This is a genomic window from Lapidilactobacillus concavus DSM 17758, assembly GCF_001435835.1.
GTDB classification, from domain to species: domain Bacteria; phylum Bacillota; class Bacilli; order Lactobacillales; family Lactobacillaceae; genus Lapidilactobacillus; species Lapidilactobacillus concavus.
The window spans coordinates 76,628-95,220 of the sequence record NZ_AZFX01000038.1 but is presented as its reverse complement, the minus strand read 5'-3'; the positions used below and the strand labels follow the sequence as shown (position 1 = coordinate 95,220).

Here is an 18,593-nt window from a genome sequence, read left to right as displayed (position 1 = left end):
TGAGCAAATGAAAAAAGTCGGAAGATTGGCACGAGACCCCGAAAAAGAAAAACGTATTATTGATGAATCAATGGCAGAATTCGCGGCTCATGGTTATCATCAAACACGAATTGAAGACATCGCGGAGAAAGCGGCCGTGTCGAAAGGTCTGGTGTTTAAATATTACCAGAGTAAGGCACACCTTTATTTCGTTGTGCTAAAAGAAGCTGCGGCGCGTGTGATGGCGGTGGCAGATCTCCATGTCTGGCAAGACTCAGAAGATTTAGTGGCGATGGTCGTTAACGCAACGCAGTACAAAATTAAACTCCAACTAACTTATCAAGTGGAGTTCAAAGTGCTTCTAGATGCCTATGTTCGTATCAAGCAACTGCCTGAAGAAGCCCGCGAATTTATGCAAAAGGGACTGATGAATAATTTAGATTTGCGCAATCAGTTGTCAATGCCTGTTTTAGATCGACTAAAATTAAAACCGGGTGTCCGCAAAGAAGATGTCTACGAAATGTTGACGATGCTCGAAGATAGTTATGCGACGAAGATTCAACAATATTTGCTGGCGCATCCAAAGATGGATCGTGTTGAAGAGATGGATGAACTAATTGAAACACTTGCTCGTTATCTAAGAATTTTCGAACATGGATTTATGGCAGAGTAACCAATCAAAAGAAGTCATTGCAAAAATTCTTTGCGATGACTTCTTTTTGGATTTTTGAGGTGGAATAAATCAGCATTCAAGGGATTTGCTATTGTTTTGCGTATCTTTTAATCGTGGAAAGACTGATAGTTTGTTGGTATTCTGTAGTTAGTTTTGCTTGGATTTCGCGATTTGTAAGATGGTAACTCGTGGCCAACAAGTGAATGTAGATTCTTGCTTCGGTTGTTAACGGGCTCTTAGTTGCCGTTGATTTGCGGAACATTGATTCAAAATCTGGTATCCCCTGCGCGGGAGTTGACCAATAATCTGATGGTTTGTGAGTTGAACGCATGCCCATAATAATGGCCTCCGAAGTTTTTCAATGAGTCATTCAATGACATAAGTAAACGATCATCGAATCATGTAGATGCCTTTTTATCATAACATTAATTGCCTATCTTCAGAATATTTTATGTATCGGGTAAACCTTAGATTAAGGGCTGTCATGGATGAGTACTTGTCAGAAACACAAGTTCATGGTATCTTAAAGTAACTTGGCACCAAACAAAATGTAGAAAGAAGGGAAATTTATGACGAAGCGAACATTTTTAGCACAACAATTCACTTTTTCACATCGCATTTTTAAGGCATGGATTTCCCCTCTTACCACGAATTAACCTTGACAATAATTGTCGGGCTAACGGATTAAATGATGAGAGAAGACTAGCCTTAATTCTGGCTAGTCTTTTTTTGTGGCGTGTGTGCAGAAATAAGTCACAAAAAGAGAACTGGTCAATCATAGATCATAGATTGGAAGATAAAATGGAAGATATAAAAAAATACCAAAATTGGCAACACTGGATTACTTTGTTATTAACGAGTCAGACGATTTCAATGTTTGGATCAATGGTCAGTGGCTTTGCGGTGGTTTGGTACATCACACTTCGAACGGGGTCGGGAATTTGGGTCACTTATGCAACGTTAGCGAATACGATTCCATCGGTCATCATTTCTTTGTGGGCTGGCGTTTGGGCAGATCGTTATAGTCGTAAATATTTGGCAATGGCGGCAGACTTCGGTATTGCGCTGGTTACCTTACTGATGGCGGTTTTGTTTGCAATGGGAATTCGCAACCTCTGGCTCTTGCTCATTCTGTTGGCTGTCCGATCTGCCGGTAATGGGATTCAGTCGCCTTCAGTGAACGCGATGGTCGCGGATATTGTTCCGCAAAATAATCTGAGTCGCATCAACGGTATCTACAATACCTTGGGTTCGTTCTCACAACTGATGGCGCCCGCAATGGGAGGTGTGATTTTAGCAAATTTTGATTTGCGGTTTGCCTTTGGACTAGATGTCGTCACCGCAATCATTGGTATTTCAATGACCGGATTGATCAAACTCGCACCACGTCAACGGCGCGTCGCACAAACGGGTGTGCTGCAAGAGATGGCAGCAGGCTTGAAATACGTTCGTGCTCGTCCGCTGATTCTTGGGCTGATGATTGCCTATGGCGCGTTCTTTATCCTCCTCGCACCGGCGAGCGTCTTGTCACCCGTATTTGTTGAACGTGCTTATGGCAACAACGTGGCATTTTTGACCTGGTCTGAGGTTGCCTGGTCACTTGGTTCAGTTGTTGGTGGCATGCTCGTTGCCATGCGCAAGGTGATCAAGGATAAAGTGGGCGCAATTTCGTTAGTCATGGTGGCCTGTGGCTTGATTTTTGGGATCATCGGATTTGCACCAACGATTTGGTGGTACTGTATTATCATGGCGCTTGGTGGCCTGATTTTTCCCTTGTTACCAACTGCAGATACCACGTTGATCCAAGAAAATGTGGAGAATGATTACATGGGCCGTGTTTTTTCCGTGTTTGGCATTTTTGTTGGCGCGACTACCCCAATTGGTACTTTAATGTTTGGGCCATTAGCAGATGTTATTAATATTAAATGGATTTTTTTAGGCACAGGTCTATTAAATATCGTAGTGGGATTTGCGTTTGTGTTGTCGATGGCGAAATATCGACGAGCAGAATTGCAGAAGTATCAAAAATAAGCATGACACATTTTCAACGCAACGTTGAAGTTAAAAGACAGCCGAATTTTGGTTGTCTTTTTATCATTCAAGAATAAAAAATCCACTGAAATTTTTGTCGGAAATAACGGGTTATGAGGTTGCAAAACGACTAAAATTTCGTTAAAGTAAAAGCAGTGCGTGAAACAAATGGTTGTTTCACGAAGAACGTGAGGTTTGAAATGTCACCAGATCAATTTTATCAACAGTTAGCAAGTCAAGGAATCTCGCTGACTGAAATGCAAAAAAAGCAGTTTATGACTTATTATGAATTGCTCGTTGAAACGAATAAAGTTGTTAATTTAACCGCCATTACAGCCAAAGATGACGTTTATTTGAAACACTTTTATGATTCATTGACTTTAGCATTCGCATTGCCTGAGCTGCAAACGGAAGCTTGGTCACTTTTAGATGTTGGCGCAGGGGCCGGATTTCCTTCGATTCCGAATAAAATCGTCTTTCCGCAACTGCAGGTCAGTATCGTTGACTCATTAAATAAGCGCATCAAATTTTTGCAAGAATTAGCAACGCAGCTCGATTTAGAAGGTGTTGCGTTTTATCATGCTCGTGCAGAAGACTTTGGGAATAAGCGCTCCGAACATCGCCAGAGCTATAACGTCGTTACAGCACGGGCAGTGGCTAGTTTACCAGTCCTAGCGGAACTTTGTTTACCTCTCGTTGAAAAGGGCGGCTATTTTGTTGCAATGAAGGGTAGCAAAGGCAGCGAGGAGCTGGCACAGTCTGCGCATGCGCTCAATATTTTGGGCGGGAAGCTTGTTCGTACTGTGGAACTAACGCTCCCACAGACGAATGATCAGCGTGTGATTATTATCGTCAAAAAAACTAAAGAAACACCTAAAACATATCCACGCAAACCAGGAACAATCACCAAGTCACCATTACTTGGTGAGCTATTGAAGTAAGGGAGGATTCAAAATGGCTTTCTTCAATCAAAATGAGATAACTGATGGCGAAATGCAGCCTGAAAAAAAAAGTCTGCAGCTGAATCTGTGCAAAAGGATATTCGACAGATTCCTATTCTACAAATTGTGCCAAATCGTTTCCAGCCACGTCGTCAGTTCGCAGAATCATCAATCAACGAACTTGCGCAGACAATTGCCGCTCACGGATTATTACAGCCAATCGTATTACGCGAGTATGAGCCCAATCATTATGAGATTATTGCGGGTGAACGGCGGTATCGAGCAGTTCAATCGCTAGGTTGGGCGGAAATCTCCGCAATTGTTGAGCAGATGACGAATCGTGAGTCTGCCGAAATGGCAGTGATTGAAAACTTACAACGAGAGGATTTAAATCCGATTGATGAAGCGACGGCTTACCAAAATTTATTACGGTCAACACCAGTTACCCAGGCGCAGTTAGCACAGCGATTAGGTAAGAGTCAATCCTATTTGGCGAATCAATTACGTTTACTGAAGCTGCCTCAAGAAGCACAGGAAGCAATCGTTGATGGGAAAATAACGGCTAGACATGGTCGAGCTCTTTTAGCACTCGACGAAATTACGCAGGCAATCGTCTTCAAACGAATTTTGTCAGATCACTTAACGGTCAGTCAGACAGATCATCTGATTGCCCAACTCAGTGAATCGGATGGCGATACGCCGGCTCCGGCAGAAGAAACGCCAGCAGCAACACCTCAAAAAAAGAAGAATGCCGCCAAGAAGCGTCGGAAAAATTCAGAGCGAACGGTTTCGTTGGCTCTGGCAGCGAACCAAATTAAACAATCACTTAAAAAAATCGAATCCGCAGGTCATCAGGTTCATTACACCGAACAAAAAACAGCAGATCATTATACGATTATGATCGATGTTGCGATTGGTGACGCGACATCAGAAAGCAAAGAGGAGAACTAATGGTCAAGGTAATATCGATTGCGAATCAAAAAGGTGGCGTTGGTAAAACAACGACAACAATCAATCTTGCAGCTTGCTTGAACGAAGCTGGTAAACGCGTTTTGATTGTTGATAGCGACCCACAGGGCAACGCAACCAGTGGCTTTGGAATTAAAAAGTCAGATGTTTCTAAAGATATTTATGACGTATTGATCAATGAACTGCCAATGAAGGCAGCAATCTATCACACTAAGCGCGTTCATCTCGACATCGTTCCAGCGACGATTCAATTAGCGGGTGCTGAAATTGAGCTGACCACCCAGACTGCTCGCGAGCAACGTTTGTTAAATGGGCTTGCAGGCGTCAAGGCACAATATGATTATGTTTTAATCGATTGCCCGCCATCATTGGGTCAATTATCAATCAATGCATTTACTGCAAGTGATTCGATAATCATTCCTGTTCAGAGTGAGTACTATGCACTTGAGGGGCTCAGCCAATTGTTGAACACTGTTCGTTTAGTGCAGAAACATTTTAACGCTGAACTAAGTATTGAAGGTGTGCTTTTGACGATGTATGATGCTCGAACTAATCTCGGTGCTGAAGTCATTGAAGAAGTACGCAAAACTTTCCGTGATCGTGTTTATGAGACGGTCATTCCACGAATTACAAGATTGGCAGAGGCACCAAGTTATGGCTTGCCAATCATCGACTATGATCGTAAGTCACGTGGTGCTGAAGTGTATGAGTCTTTGGCAAAGGAGGTTATGAAGGCTAATGGCGATAAATAAAAATTCAAAAGGACTTGGTCGTGGCATTGACGCTATCTTTTCCGATTTTGAATCCGCAAATAATGATCAAGAAGTCGTTGAAGAGCTAGCACTCACCGATATTCGTCCTAATCCTTATCAACCACGCAAGACATTCGATGAAACCGCACTGCAAGAATTGGCGGATTCTATTCGTCAGAGTGGTGTTTTTCAACCAATTATTGTTCGTAAGAGCTTGAATGGCTACGAAATCATTGCTGGTGAACGTCGCTTCCGCGCAAGTAAAATTGCGGGTAAGGAGACCATCCCCGCAATCGTCAGAGAAATCGACGAACAAAGAATGATGGAAATTGCTGTTCTTGAAAATTTACAGCGTGAAGATTTGACACCACTTGAGGAAGCTGAAGCTTATCAGACACTAATTCAAAAATTGAGTTTGACTCAGGCAGAAGTTTCTGAACGAATCGGCAAGAGTCGACCTTATATTGCCAATTATCTCAGATTGTTGACCTTGCCGGATGTCACGAAGAAATATTTGCAAACGGGTAAACTTTCGATGGCACAAGCGAGAACTTTGTTGAGCCTGAAAAACAAAGAAGAAATCGATACCGTGGCCGAAAAGGCAATTAGTGATGGCATGACGGTTCGTCAATTGGAACAATATGTGTTGCAATTGAACGCTGATAAACCAAAGACAAAGACTAAGCAGCCTGTTAAATCAGCTTATCTAACTGCGACAGAAAATGCGTTGATTGACAAGTTAGCGACCAAGGTAAAGGTTAGTGCGAATAAGCGTGGCGCAGGTAAAATTGAAATCAAATACACTTCAGTTCGGGACTTGAATCGTTTACTCGACGTTCTAAATATTGAAATTGATTAATTGAAGTTGACGAGTCAAGGCAACGAGATTAATTAGCTCGTTGCGCTTAGAGGTAGAGGAGGTAGCCATGTTTGAGCTTGGTGATTTAGTGCAAATGAAAAAGCCGCATGCATGCGGCGAGAATCGCTGGGAAGTGGTTCGTCTGGGTGCTGATATTAAAATTAGATGCATGGGTTGTGGGCACTTGGTCATGCTGACACGACGTGATTTTACTAAGAAAATGAAGAAGCTACTGAAGTCTGCTGCTGAAGTTGATCCGGCTGAAGAAAAAGAATATTTGACCGTCGATGAAATTAAACGACCGAGATAATCACGGTTGAGAATGACTAACCGGAATTAATCAGGATGATTGAGCATAAAATAAATAAAAAGGAAGTTTATCATGTCATTAACAGCTGGTATTGTTGGTTTACCAAACGTTGGTAAGTCCACTTTATTTAACGCAATCACTAAAGCAGGTGCCGAAATGGCGAATTATCCTTTCGCAACGATCGACCCTAATGTGGGAATGGTCGAGGTACCTGATTCACGATTAGCAAGAATTGATGAAATCATTCCCGCTAAAAAAATCGTTCATACGACTTTTGAATTTACGGATATCGCTGGCATCGTTAAGGGCGCAAGTAAAGGCGAAGGCCTTGGTAACAAGTTTCTAGAGAATATTCGTCAAGTTGATGCAATCGTTCATGTTGTTCGCGCTTTTGACGACGATAACATCACAACAGTTACGGGCAAGGTTGATCCACTTGATGACATTGAAACAATCAATCTGGAATTAGTATTGGCCGATTTAGATAGTGTGAATAAACGTTATGAGCGTGTTGAAAAAATTGCTCGTACTAAAGATAAAGAGGCGCTTGCTGAATTTGAAGTCTTGAAGAAAATCAAACCAGTACTGGAAAATGGTGATCCGGTTCGCTCGATTGAATTTGACGAGGACGAGCAAAAAATTGTGAAGGGTCTGTTCTTGCTAACGGCTAAACCAGTCTTATACGTTGCTAATATCGCTGAAGACGCCATGGCAGATCCAGATTCAGATCCATATTATCAAGTTGTTCGAGACTACGCTGCAAAGGAAAACGCAGAAGCTATTGGAATTTCTGCTAAGACCGAAGAAGAAATTGCTGAGCTAGATGATGATGATAAAGCAGACTTTTTAGCTGCTGAGGGTGTCGCTGAGTCAGGCCTGGATCGTTTAATTAAGGCTTCATATTCACTCTTAGGGCTTGCAACGTTCTTCACTTCAGGCGGTCCCGAAACGCGTGCATGGACGTTTAAGAAGGGCATGAAAGCACCACAGGTTGCAGGTGTTATTCATTCTGATTTTGAACGTGGTTTTATCCGTGCAGAAACAGTGTCATTCTCAGATCTCGATCAATATGGCAGTATGCAAGCTGTTCGTGAGGCTGGGCGCTTACGTTCAGAGGGTAAAGAGTATCAAGTGCAAGATGGCGATATTATCGAGTTTAGATTCAACGTGTAAGTTTAATCGAAAGGGAGCGAAGGACTATTGGCATCAACTGAAGAAAGAAATCAAGAAGCAAGTGAACAACAAGCTCAGAAGATTGCTGAGCAAGAACAGAATCAAGCAGAAATTGCGACGATGTCTGCAGCTGAATTGCGAACAGAATTAAGTCATAAAAATAACGACTACATCTTCAAACTCCACAAATTATTAGTTGAAGGTGGTTATGCAGACGCCGATGCAAATACAAAAATCGATGCGTTATTGCCTGAGATTATTCAAAACCAGCGCATTGGTAAACCTGCAACACAACTCTATGGATCGGCTAGTTTCAAATATGACCAAATGATTCATGCAAAGGCCAAGCCTAAAAAGGTGAAGTACTGGATGCGTTCACTGGACATGAGTTTCTTATACCTCGTTATTTTATCCGTCCTGTTTGGTGTGATGGGATTAATTCCAGGTAAGAAAAACACGACCTCACAATCATCTGGTATTGTCACATTGATCATCATGGCGATTGCCTTTGGATTCTTATTGACTTGGTTTACGGATACGATGGAAGCTTCACGTAACCGCAAAAAAGAAGAAAAACATAGATTTAATTGGGGAACGATTGGTAAGGTTTCACTGGCTACGATTGGTGTGCTCTTATTAATTTCATTAACTGCACTAGTTAACCCTGCAATTAATCCAGTTTTACCCGCATGGGGCTATCTTATTTTAGCTGCAGCTTCTTACGGCGCACGTTATTTATTCCGCCTGCATTACCATATTACTGGACGAACAATTTAGGCTTAGTGGGAACGGTCGATTGAGATCGTTCTTTTTTTATTTTATTTCTGTTAAACCCATGATTAACTGATATAATGAAACACAATTATAAACATCATCATAAATAAATGGAGGTAATTATCGATGAGTAATTGGGATCATAAATTTGTAAAAGAAGGATTGACATTCGATGACGTGTTATTAATTCCAGCGGAGAGTCACGTACTGCCACACGATGTCGATCTTTCAGTAGATTTAGCGGCCAATTTACATTTAAATGTTCCCATTTTAAGTGCCAGCATGGATACGGTAACCGAAGCAAAAATGGCAATTGCCATGGCGCGTCAAGGCGGATTAGGTGTGATCCACAAAAATATGAGTGTTGAGCAACAGGCAGATGAGGTGCGCAAGGTTAAACGTTCTGAGAGTGGTGTTATCACCGATCCATTCTATATCACACCAGATCGTCCAGTTAAGGAAGCTGAACAACTGATGCAACGCTATCGCATTAGTGGTGTTCCTGTCGTCACTGACGCAACCAGCTTGAAACTAATTGGTATCGTCACTAATCGAGATTTACGTTTTGTGACGGATTGGCAAGCACCAGTCAAAGATGTGATGACTAGCGAAGATTTAGTCACTGCCAAAGCAGGCACTTCATTGCAAGATGCTGAAAAAATTTTGCAGCGTTATCGCATCGAAAAATTACCATTAGTGGATGATCAAGGGCGTTTGAGTGGCTTGATCACGATTAAAGATATTGAAAATGTCAAGCAATATCCTAATTCTGCTAAAGATGATCGTGGGCGTTTGTTGGTTGCGGCAGCGGTCGGCGTAACTTCGGACACTTTTGAACGTGCGCAGGCGCTTTTTGATGCAGGTGTGGATGCAATCGTCATCGATACGGCACATGGTCACTCGGCTGGCGTCCTTCGTAAGATTTCTGAAATTCGTGCGTCATTCCCAGATCGAACATTGATTGCAGGTAACGTCGCAACGGCTTCTGGGACCGCCGCTTTATTTGATGCAGGCGTTGATATTGTTAAAGTTGGGATTGGTCCTGGCTCAATTTGTACCACGCGAATTGTTGCCGGCGTTGGTGTCCCACAAATCACTGCTGTTTATGATGCCGCAAGCGAGGCCCGTAAACGTGGAAAAGCAATCATTGCAGATGGTGGGATCAAATTCTCTGGTGATATTGTGAAGGCTTTGGCAGCAGGTGGAACAGCAGTCATGTTAGGTGGCATGCTGGCTGGAACAGATGAAGCGCCTGGTGAATTCGAGATTTTCCAAGGTCGCCGATTCAAGACTTATCGTGGCATGGGCTCGTTAGCAGCAATGTCGCATGGTTCTTCTGATCGTTATTTCCAATCAGGTGTGAATGAAGCTAATAAATTAGTGCCTGAAGGAATCGAAGGTCGCGTTGCTTATCGTGGTGCACTAGCTGATGTCATCTATCAAATGGAAGGTGGTCTTCGCTCCGGCATGGGGTATGTTGGTGCTGCCAATATAGCGGCGTTACAAGACAATGCACAGTTTGTTAAAATTACAGGTGCTGGGTTAAAAGAATCACATCCACATGATATTCAGATTACAAAAGAAGCACCAAACTATAGTATCGGTAATTAAGAAGTATCGCTAATTAGAAGAGCTTTATTGATCATCAGTCTCTACATTGAGGTCGCATGTTGTATTCGACAATCTCATGTAGAGATTTTTTGATACTCATGGGAATTTGTTCAGTGAAAATTAGTCGATTAGGCGTTTTAATTGTGTTAAAGCTGACGGTTGTGTTAGCATCAAGGCAGGGCTTGATACGAGATATAATCTGATTGACATTCGATTTTTGAGAGGATGAAGACTCATGGGTAGAGATACAAATCATGTTTATTTCAAACGAATTCTTGTTGCACTCGATGATTCTGAAGATAGTCTTAAAGCTTTTAAATATGCGATTCATCGCGCCATTAAGGACGACGTCGACTTGGTGTTGGTATCGATTCTTGAGGAAAAGAACATGAATGTTTATCAGGCACTAAGTAAAGATTATATCCATGGACAGCGCGATGCGTTAGAGCAACACCTTCAAGATTATCGTCAACAGGCGCTGGATGCTGGAGTTAAAAAAGTTGCCACGGTTATCGGTGCAGGTGAACCCGGCGAGGAAATTGTGAAGCATGTTATTCCGCATGCGCAAGCAGATTTATTAGTCATTGGCGCTAAAGCAAAAAAAGGAATCACCAAGTTATTTGGAAGTCAGGCAGCATACATGGCAAAAAACGCGCCGATTTCTGTTTTAGTGATCCGTTAAATTTAACGCAGTAGATGATTGGTCGAGAATAATAATTGCATTTAACAGTGAGCAAAGTTTAATTTTGTTTACTGTTTTTTTAGTGAAGTGGAAATTTTAAAGAAATTTAAGTCAGCCTTTGATACAATTAAGCCAGATAGACATTTTCTGAATAAGGTGGTACTTTTGAGAGAGTCTATCTGAATCATAGCGTATAATAAATAACGTTCGATTGGCTTGTTAGATTAGAATAACGAGATGTCATTAGTCTCAAATTCAGAAGGTGATTGAAATGAAAATACTAATCGTTGATGATGACAAAGAAATTGTAGAGTTATTAAGTATTTACGCAAAGAACGAAGGCTATGAGCCTATTACCGCGTTGACTGGACGCGAAGCACTGACAAAATTAGCAACTAATCCTGAAATCGCGTTGATGATTCTTGATATCATGATGCCTAACATGTCTGGCATCGATGTCATCAAAGAAGTCCGCAAAGAATCTGATATTCCTATTATTGTTGTTTCTGCCAAGACGACGGATATGGATAAGATCCAAGGCTTGATCACTGGAGCGGATGACTATGTTTCAAAACCATTCAATCCACTTGAAGTCATGGCGCGGGTCAAATCTTTATTGCGTCGTGCCAATGCACAAATGACCTCGAATGAACCTGATCGTCTGGAAGTTGGTCCATTAATTATTGATAAGGACTCTCATGAAGTGACGACATTAACCAATGTTGGGATTCAACTGACAGCATTAGAGTTTGGCATACTCTACCTTTTGGCGAGCCATCCCAATCGCGTTTTCTCAGCAGATGAGATTTTCGAGCGTGTTTGGCAGCAGGAAAGTATTGTTTCGGCAAAGACTGTCATGGTTCACGTGAGTCATTTACGGGATAAAATTGAAGAAGCAACAGGCGGCGAAAAAGTCATCGAAACTGTTTGGGGCGTTGGTTACAAGGTGGAAGCATAATGAGTGATGAACCACAGACCATCGTTTTAAAAACACGAGAAAAATGGGAACTATTTCTTGAAGGCTTGGTGACCGTTGGCTTATTACTCTTGCTTAACTTTGCCGTTGTGATTTTAATCGATCAAGCGATACATTCAAATCAAGGTTTGGTGGATGGTATCTATCAAATCAAACGTGCGGTTACCATCGGTCCTTGGCATTTATGGAGTTGGCAACGGATTTTCTTTATCCTGTTGATTATTTTTGATGCAATTGTAGTCTACTGGCGCCTAATTCGGCGTTACCATCAAATGCAGATGCGCCACATTATCGAGGAGCTTCACTTTATTGCTAATGGTCATTTAGACCACCGCGTCAATTTAAAGGTGAGTGGTTATCTCAACCAAGTGATCGATAGCATTAATGCTTTGGTCGATAGCACTGTAAATTCGATGATCGAAGAGCGCAAGATAGAAGCCAGCAAAGATGAGCTGATCACAAATGTGAGTCATGATATTCGAACGCCACTGACGTCGATCATGGGATATCTCGGGCTAATCGAAAATGGACAGTATGAGAACGAGGACGATCTACTTCGTTATATCCACATTGCTTTTGAAAAAACGAAGCAAATGAAATCACTCGTTGAAGATCTGTTTGAATTTACAAAAGTTCAACAAACCCATACGCAATTGGAAGTGACAACTTTTGATTTGGTCTCAATGCTGGAGCAACTGACGGCGGATTTTGAGCTTGAGGCGCAGAAGCATCATATTCTAATTGAGGTGGATGTGACTCAACGGCCAATTATGATGTCTGCTGATGCGGGTAAATTAGTCCGGGTCTTTAGTAATCTAATCGTGAACGCCCTGAAGTATGGCGATGAAGCGACGAAGATCACACTAAGTGCACATCAAGAAAATAACGATGTTGTGATCAGTGTTGCTAATGATGGTCGTCAGATTCCACAAGAAGATCTTGAGAATATCTTTGAACGGTTCTATCGGGTGGAAGGCTCGCGCTCTGCTGAAACTGGGGGATCAGGCTTAGGCTTAGCGATTGCCCAAAGTATCGTCAAATTGCATGGCGGCGAAATTTACGCCACTTCAACTGAACAAGAAACAGCTTTTAATACCATTTTGCCATTGAATAGGCACCAACAAGAAGAGAATTAGTGGAGGAACAATTGTGAAAGCCAAGGGACAACATTTATTATTTGCGCTTGTTTTAATGATCAGCGCACTGAATTTTTCGGGATTTTTTGTGGCGAGTCAAACGGCTCACGCGGCATCGACGATTGACGTTCCTCAAGTGACGATTCCAGCTAAGGCGGGGTTAGCAATTGACGTGAAGTCTGGTCAGATTTTGGCAGATAAAGACAGCCAACAAGTCTTACCAATCGCTTCATTGACGAAAATGTTATCGATGTACCTTGTGTTGCAGGCTGTTAAAAAAGGTCAGCTCACATGGACGCAAGAGGTCACACCAACGACGGATATTGTGCAACTCAGCCACAACATGGAATTATCTAATATTCCATTCGAGACGGCGAAGTCATATACAGTCAAGGAACTATATGATGTTAGCTTAATTTATTCGGCAAATGCGGCTGCGATGGCATTAGCGGATGTTGTGAGTGGTAGTCAAGCTAAATTTATTGATGCGATGAAAGCACAACTAGCTGAATGGCAGATTAAAGACGCGAAACTGGTTAACGTGAGTGGGATGAGTAATTCCTACGTTCCTGCTGCAGATCGTTATCCAGGCACGACAGAAACTGACGAGAACGAAATGAGCGCGCGTGACATTGCGGTTGTAGCGCAACACTTATTAAAAGATTTTCCCGAAGTTTTGAATGTCACGAGCCAGACTAAAATTGCTTTTCATGGCACAACTTATCCAACCTGGAATCTAATGCTGAAGGGTGAATCGGCCGCAACAAGCGAATTTGACGTTGACGGATTAAAGACGGGTACCTCCGAGCGTGCTGGTGATAGTTTTGTCGGTACTGTTAAGAAAAATGGGTTCCGAATCATTACGGTGATTCTTCATGCAGATGGTCGCTCTGTCGATCAGCAGAAACGGTTCGCTGCCGCTAAGACGTTGATGGAGGGTGTCTACCAAAATTGGCACCAAGTCACTGTTTTAAAACGAGGTCAATTCAGCAAACAGTTACCAGCGGTTAAGGTAACGAACAGCAAACAGACGAAAGTTGCTAGTGTTGCTGGTAAGACAGTCAAGGTACTTTTACCAAAATCTGTCAAAGCTTCACAGCTCACTTATAAGTTGAACAATAACGATATTAGTCGCATCGCACCCATCAAAAAAGGGGCACATCTTGGTAGTGTGGAAATGCCAACCATTGGCTCCGGTTATTTGACGACTGAACAGAAACAATCCGTTCCAATTTTAGCAAAAACAGCTGTTAAAGGCTTAACGTGGTGGCAAAAAGCTTGGCAAAAGATTACGGGGCTGTTTTAAGTTTTAAGAATCATCTCAGCCACTGATAAGAAATGGTTGAAATGATTCTGGGGTAGACTTATCATCGCCAAATGATCGACAAACGTTGGTTTGAACTAAGCTTTATAAAGGGGTTTAATGATGGCAATAACTTTAGAGGCATGTCTTTTAATTCTAAAAGAACATCATATTTTAAAAAGTAGTGCAATTCAGGACAATTTAACGCAGCGCTTCGAAAACGTTGCTTACAATGCAAATGACGTCTCAGAGAAGACGTTATTCTTCTGTAAGAGCAACGAATTTCGACCGATTTATTTACAGAACGCGAAGGATAATGGTGCGATTGCTTACGTTGCTGAGCAGCCTTATGCAGAAGGCAATGGCATGCATGCATTAATTGTTCGCAACATTCATAAGGCAATGGCGTTGTTAGCACAGGCGTTTTATGGCTATCCACAAGACGAATTATTTGTGATTGCTTATACGGGAACCAAGGGTAAAACGACGTCGACTTATTTCACACGTGGTATCTTAAATCAAGCAACGCAAGGTAAGACCGCCATGTTTTCGACGGTGGACACGATTATCGGACCGAATCCAGACGATAGTTTCAAATCTAAGTTAACAACGGCTGAGTCACTCGATTTATTCCGTGATATGCGTCGTGCGGTCGATCGAGGAATGACACATTTAGTCATGGAAGTTTCTTCTCAAGCGTATAAGCAATTTCGTGTCTTTGGCTTAACTTATGACGTTGGCTTTTTCTTGAATATTTCGCCAGATCATATTGGCCCCAATGAACATCCCAATTTTGCTGATTACTTGCATTGCAAGTTGCAATTACTTGTTAATTCGCGGAAAACCGTTATTAATGCACAGACTGATTATTTCCAGGATGTTTATGCTGCGGCAACAACCACCACGGATCCAGATAGTATTTTTCTATTTGCCGAAGATGGTTTCGAGGCTCCAGAAGGCATTGATATTGACTTTCGCTATCAGCAAGAAGAGGCAGATCTCGCGCAGAGTCGATTTAAATTGACGACGCACACTTTGAAAGCCGAGCAGTTAAAAATTTCAGGTGAATATTCGTTGGACTTAATTGGCGATTATAACTTGAGTAATGCCACTGCCGCAATTATCGGTGCAGGTTTAGCTGGTGCGGTTTATCCAGAAACTGCTTTAGGCATCGCACACGTTGAGATTCCTGGCCGAATGGAACGGTTAGATGTGCCAGGACACGGCCGAGTTTACGTGGATTACGCTCATAATTATGCGAGCATGATGGCGCTGCTCACTTTCTTGAAGAAGGAATATCAAGATCCAAAGCTGATTGTTGTCGTGGGTAGTCCCGGGGATAAAGGAATCTCTCGGCGTGAGGGCTTCGCCAAAGCAATCAACCAATTGGTTCAACATGCTTATATTACCAACGATGACCCAGGCTTTGAAGATCCTAAAGAGATTGCGGATCAGATCATCGAGGGCATCAATCAAACACAAGTTGATGTTACTGTTGAATTAGATCGTGCCAAGGCCATTGAGGCTGCAATCAAGGAGAGTCAGCCTGGAGATGTCGTTGTCTTAGCGGGAAAAGGAACCGATCCTTATCAAAAGGTCCGTGGTGTTGACACGCCCTGGCCGACTGATATGGTCGTTGCAAAGTCCGTTTTGGCACAACTCAATTCCGAAACGACACGCAAAAATAGTTAAATATAGTTTTTGATGATGAAGAGGCGATACCAAGGATTAATTTTTGGTAATGACCTCTTTTTTCTAAGCTAAATTCGGATAACAAACTCGAAAAAAAATGATCAATCTGGATTAATTCACAAGAATCTATACATGAACCTATGCGCATTTGACGATATTTTTTTAATTCGTTAGACTGGTGATTGTGACAATTTCAAGGAATAACGACGATTGGATTTGCATTTCTGCAAGATCCAATGATTAGTGAGAGTGACAATTTGGGGAGGTTGCTAGAATGTTCAAAAAGATAAGGACTGGATTTTTGCTCATACTCGGTGTCATGGTACTTGCTGCTTGTTCTACACAGAAGCAAACAACCGGTAAACAGTTGACGACTGATCAAATTCGCGTGGTGAGTTCTCTTGATTTTTATGCAGAGATGGCCCAACAGATCCTGGGAGATCAGGGCAAAGTTGTGAGTATCATTAATTCGAGCGGGATAGATCCGCACGATTACACTCCGACGACAGCGGATGCAAAGACAGTTGCAAACGCGGATGTCGCCATTATGAACGGCGCCGGCTACGATGCCTGGTTGCAAAAGTTAGTTACTAGTAATGATCGCAAAGTCTCAACGGTTGACATTGCCACCGATGTTCGCCACTTGCCAGAAGGCGAAAATGAACATTTATGGTATGATTTTGCCACGATGATCAAGCTCAACCAAGCGTTGGTCAAGAGATTCAGTACACTTCGTCCAAAAGAGCGTCAACTTTTTGAGAAGAATGGTCGTAAAAATATGCGGCAGTTCCAACAGCTTCAACAACAAGTTCAACAATTAAAGGCCTCGTTTTCTGAGAAACAGGTGATGATCACCGAGCCGGTTTTCAATGACGTCTTGTCAGCACTGGATGTTAAAGTTGTGAATCCGGATTTTGCGCAGGATATTGAAGAAGGGGCGGATCCGAAGCCAGCTGAACTGCAAACGATGTTATCCCAGCTGAAACAACGCAAAGTCGCGTTTCTAGTGGTTAATCGACAAGTTGAAAGTCCGTTGATCGACGAACTGATCCAAACGGCAAAAAAGGCTGGCGTGCCAATCGTCACTGTGACGGAAACCATGCCACCGCATCGAACATATCTAACGTGGATGACTGAACAACTCGCACAACTTACTAAGATTGCCAAGGGGGCATAACGCAATGAACGGCATTATAACGGCTAAGGATCTATCGATGCATTTTGGTGAGAAGGATGTTTTTGATCGATTGAATTTTGAGATTCATGCCGGCGAAAAGGTCAGTCTGATTGGACACAATGGTGTGGGCAAATCAACGCTTGTTAAGTTGATCATGGGTCTATTGACGCCTACTTCAGGCGAGATTACGCGGCGATCGGTTGTTGGACAACGACCATTGAAGATTGGTTACGTGCCTCAATTTAGAAATATCGATGCAGACGCGCCGCTTTCTATTCAGAGTTTTGTGGCGTTAAACATTGGTCAAAGTTGGCATCCTTGGCTGACAAGCTCCGAAAAAAAACGAGTTGAACGAGTTTTGGAACAGACAAATTTAACGTCGATCAAAAATCGATCATTAGCGTTGGCATCTGGGGGCGAACGACAACGTGCTTATTTAGCCCAAGCGTTGCTTGCAGACCCCGATTTATTGATTATGGATGAATCAACAGCAAGTATGGATGTCGATGCCAAACAGGCTATTATGGACCTTGTCGATCAAGTGGTGACCGACAAGCAGATGGCGTTGCTTTTTGTGAGTCATGACTTGGAATTAACAATCAAATATACTGATCGCTATTTATTATTGAGAGATCATCAAATGATGACTGGACCGAGTGATCAAATTCGTCCGGATAGTTTAAAGGGAGCTGAGTAAATGTTTGCCTTCGATTTTATGCGTCATGCGTTTATCGCGAGTACTTTTATCGCATTAACCTGCGGAATTGTTGGGGTGTTCGTTGTGGCACGTCAGCTCTCGTTTTTAACCCATATGTTGTCAGAAATAGGGTTTGCAGGTGCGGCTTTTGGTGCTTTTATTGGGATTTCACCGCTGATTGGAATGCTGTTATTCACGCTGACGAGCAGTGCGTTGATCAGTGGTTTGTCGGTTGAGAAAGCCCGACGTGAATCGACAATTAGCGCGGTGTCATCGCTGTTTATCGGCTCCGGTATTTTGTTTTTGGCGCTTGCTAATCAAAGCTCTAATTATGCCACGCAAATTTTATTTGGGAGCATTGTCGGGATAAGTTTAAGCGGCGTTTGGCAATTAGTGCTGCTGTCTTTAGTCGTTCTGATAACGATCTGGCTTGTCTTTCGACCATTGCTGTTCGATTCGTTCGATCCAGTCGGCGCACAAGCGAATGGCGTACGCGCCAAATTCGTGGGGATCGTTTTCTTAATTCTTTTAGCGGTTAGTGTGAGTGTTGGCGCGCAGATTGTTGGCTCAATGCTGGTCTTTATTCTGATGACGATTCCCGCGGCCACGGCAAAGACGTTGGGGCGTAATATTCATCAATTGCTGCTGATTTCAGTGGTTACGGCATCAGTTGGTGTTTGGCTTGGTCTTTGGTTGGCATACGTTACAAACTGGCCAGCGACATTCTTCATCGCCTTAATTGAAGTTATCTTTTATTTAGGTGCCTGGTTATTTCGTCAGCGGGCTTGAATTGAAGTCTTCAATGAATTAGTTAGTCGTTAAAAAATAATTTTAATCACACACCATTCAAAAAAGGAC

General features: G+C 42.5%; 19 protein-coding genes. 18 read left to right on the top strand and 1 reads right to left on the bottom strand.

Features of this window, described 5'->3' with window-relative positions; genetic code table 11:
- Positions 1–7 precede the first annotated feature (7 nt).
- Positions 8–652 (top strand): TetR/AcrR family transcriptional regulator, encoded by a 645-nt coding sequence (locus tag FC15_RS04225; protein ID WP_057824278.1) that lies wholly within the window; start codon positions 8–10, stop codon positions 650–652.
- A gap of 88 nt (positions 653–740) precedes the next feature.
- On the opposite strand, the gene FC15_RS04220 is transcribed toward FC15_RS04225, so the two are convergent.
- Entirely contained in the window at positions 741–989 is a 249-nt protein-coding gene (locus tag FC15_RS04220) for a hypothetical protein (protein ID WP_057824276.1), read from the bottom strand.
- A 464-nt stretch (positions 990–1,453) separates the two neighbouring features.
- Between FC15_RS04220 and FC15_RS04215 the strand changes: the two genes are divergently transcribed.
- From FC15_RS04215 to FC15_RS04135, 17 genes are all read left to right on the top strand, one after another.
- On the top strand, positions 1,454–2,683 hold the full coding sequence (locus FC15_RS04215; RefSeq protein ID WP_057824274.1) for an MFS transporter: 1,230 nt from the start codon (positions 1,454–1,456) through the stop codon (positions 2,681–2,683).
- Positions 2,684–2,883: 200 nt separating this feature from the next.
- The gene (gene rsmG / locus FC15_RS04210; protein WP_057824272.1) at positions 2,884–3,624 is read left to right on the top strand and encodes a 16S rRNA (guanine(527)-N(7))-methyltransferase RsmG; all 741 of its coding nucleotides are present in this window, start codon (positions 2,884–2,886) and stop codon (positions 3,622–3,624) included.
- 87 nt (positions 3,625–3,711) lie between these two features.
- Positions 3,712–4,575, top strand: a complete 864-nt coding sequence (locus FC15_RS04205) for a ParB/RepB/Spo0J family partition protein (protein WP_057824270.1) — start codon at positions 3,712–3,714, stop codon at positions 4,573–4,575.
- Positions 4,575–5,345 carry a ParA family protein gene (locus FC15_RS04200; RefSeq protein WP_057824268.1) on the top strand — a complete coding sequence of 257 codons (771 nt, stop codon included), beginning with the start codon at positions 4,575–4,577 and terminating at the stop codon, positions 5,343–5,345. Before FC15_RS04205 ends, FC15_RS04200 begins: the two co-directional genes overlap by 1 nt.
- Entirely contained in the window at positions 5,332–6,204 is an 873-nt protein-coding gene (locus FC15_RS04195; protein ID WP_057824266.1) for a ParB/RepB/Spo0J family partition protein, read from the top strand. The genes FC15_RS04200 and FC15_RS04195 overlap by 14 nt, the downstream gene beginning before the upstream one ends.
- 67 nt (positions 6,205–6,271) lie before the next feature.
- Complete coding sequence (locus FC15_RS04190; protein WP_057824264.1) at positions 6,272–6,514, top strand: DUF951 domain-containing protein; 243 nt, start codon at positions 6,272–6,274, stop codon at positions 6,512–6,514.
- A 72-nt stretch (positions 6,515–6,586) separates the two neighbouring features.
- The gene (ychF, locus tag FC15_RS04185) at positions 6,587–7,687 is read left to right on the top strand and encodes a redox-regulated ATPase YchF (protein WP_057824262.1); all 1,101 of its coding nucleotides are present in this window, start codon (positions 6,587–6,589) and stop codon (positions 7,685–7,687) included.
- Between the two features lie 27 nt (positions 7,688–7,714).
- Positions 7,715–8,464 (top strand): DUF1129 family protein, encoded by a 750-nt coding sequence (locus tag FC15_RS04180; RefSeq protein ID WP_057824260.1) that lies wholly within the window; start codon positions 7,715–7,717, stop codon positions 8,462–8,464.
- A 123-nt stretch (positions 8,465–8,587) separates the two neighbouring features.
- A complete protein-coding gene (guaB, locus tag FC15_RS04175; protein ID WP_057824258.1) occupies positions 8,588–10,072 on the top strand; it encodes an IMP dehydrogenase in 1,485 nt (494 codons plus the stop codon).
- Positions 10,073–10,307: 235 nt separating this feature from the next.
- The gene (locus tag FC15_RS04170; RefSeq protein ID WP_057824256.1) at positions 10,308–10,754 is read left to right on the top strand and encodes a universal stress protein; all 447 of its coding nucleotides are present in this window, start codon (positions 10,308–10,310) and stop codon (positions 10,752–10,754) included.
- A gap of 271 nt (positions 10,755–11,025) precedes the next feature.
- Complete coding sequence (gene croR, locus FC15_RS04165; protein ID WP_057824254.1) at positions 11,026–11,712, top strand: response regulator transcription factor CroR; 687 nt, start codon at positions 11,026–11,028, stop codon at positions 11,710–11,712.
- A 20-nt stretch (positions 11,713–11,732) separates the two neighbouring features.
- Positions 11,733–12,866: a sensor histidine kinase gene (locus FC15_RS04160; RefSeq protein ID WP_057824349.1), complete on the top strand. Its 1,134-nt coding sequence runs from the start codon at positions 11,733–11,735 to the stop codon at positions 12,864–12,866.
- Between the two features lie 13 nt (positions 12,867–12,879).
- Positions 12,880–14,172, top strand: coding sequence for a serine hydrolase (locus FC15_RS04155; RefSeq protein WP_057824252.1), 1,293 nt, complete (start codon positions 12,880–12,882; stop codon positions 14,170–14,172).
- Between the two features lie 120 nt (positions 14,173–14,292).
- On the top strand, positions 14,293–15,861 hold the full coding sequence (locus FC15_RS04150; RefSeq protein ID WP_057824250.1) for a UDP-N-acetylmuramoyl-L-alanyl-D-glutamate--2,6-diaminopimelate ligase: 1,569 nt from the start codon (positions 14,293–14,295) through the stop codon (positions 15,859–15,861).
- 274 nt (positions 15,862–16,135) lie between these two features.
- Positions 16,136–17,038 (top strand): metal ABC transporter solute-binding protein, Zn/Mn family, encoded by a 903-nt coding sequence (locus FC15_RS04145; protein ID WP_057824248.1) that lies wholly within the window; start codon positions 16,136–16,138, stop codon positions 17,036–17,038.
- Positions 17,039–17,042: 4 nt separating this feature from the next.
- Positions 17,043–17,735 (top strand): metal ABC transporter ATP-binding protein, encoded by a 693-nt coding sequence (locus FC15_RS04140; RefSeq protein ID WP_057824246.1) that lies wholly within the window; start codon positions 17,043–17,045, stop codon positions 17,733–17,735.
- Positions 17,736–18,524 (top strand): metal ABC transporter permease, encoded by a 789-nt coding sequence (locus FC15_RS04135; protein ID WP_057824244.1) that lies wholly within the window; start codon positions 17,736–17,738, stop codon positions 18,522–18,524.
- Positions 18,525–18,593: the final 69 nt, after the last annotated feature.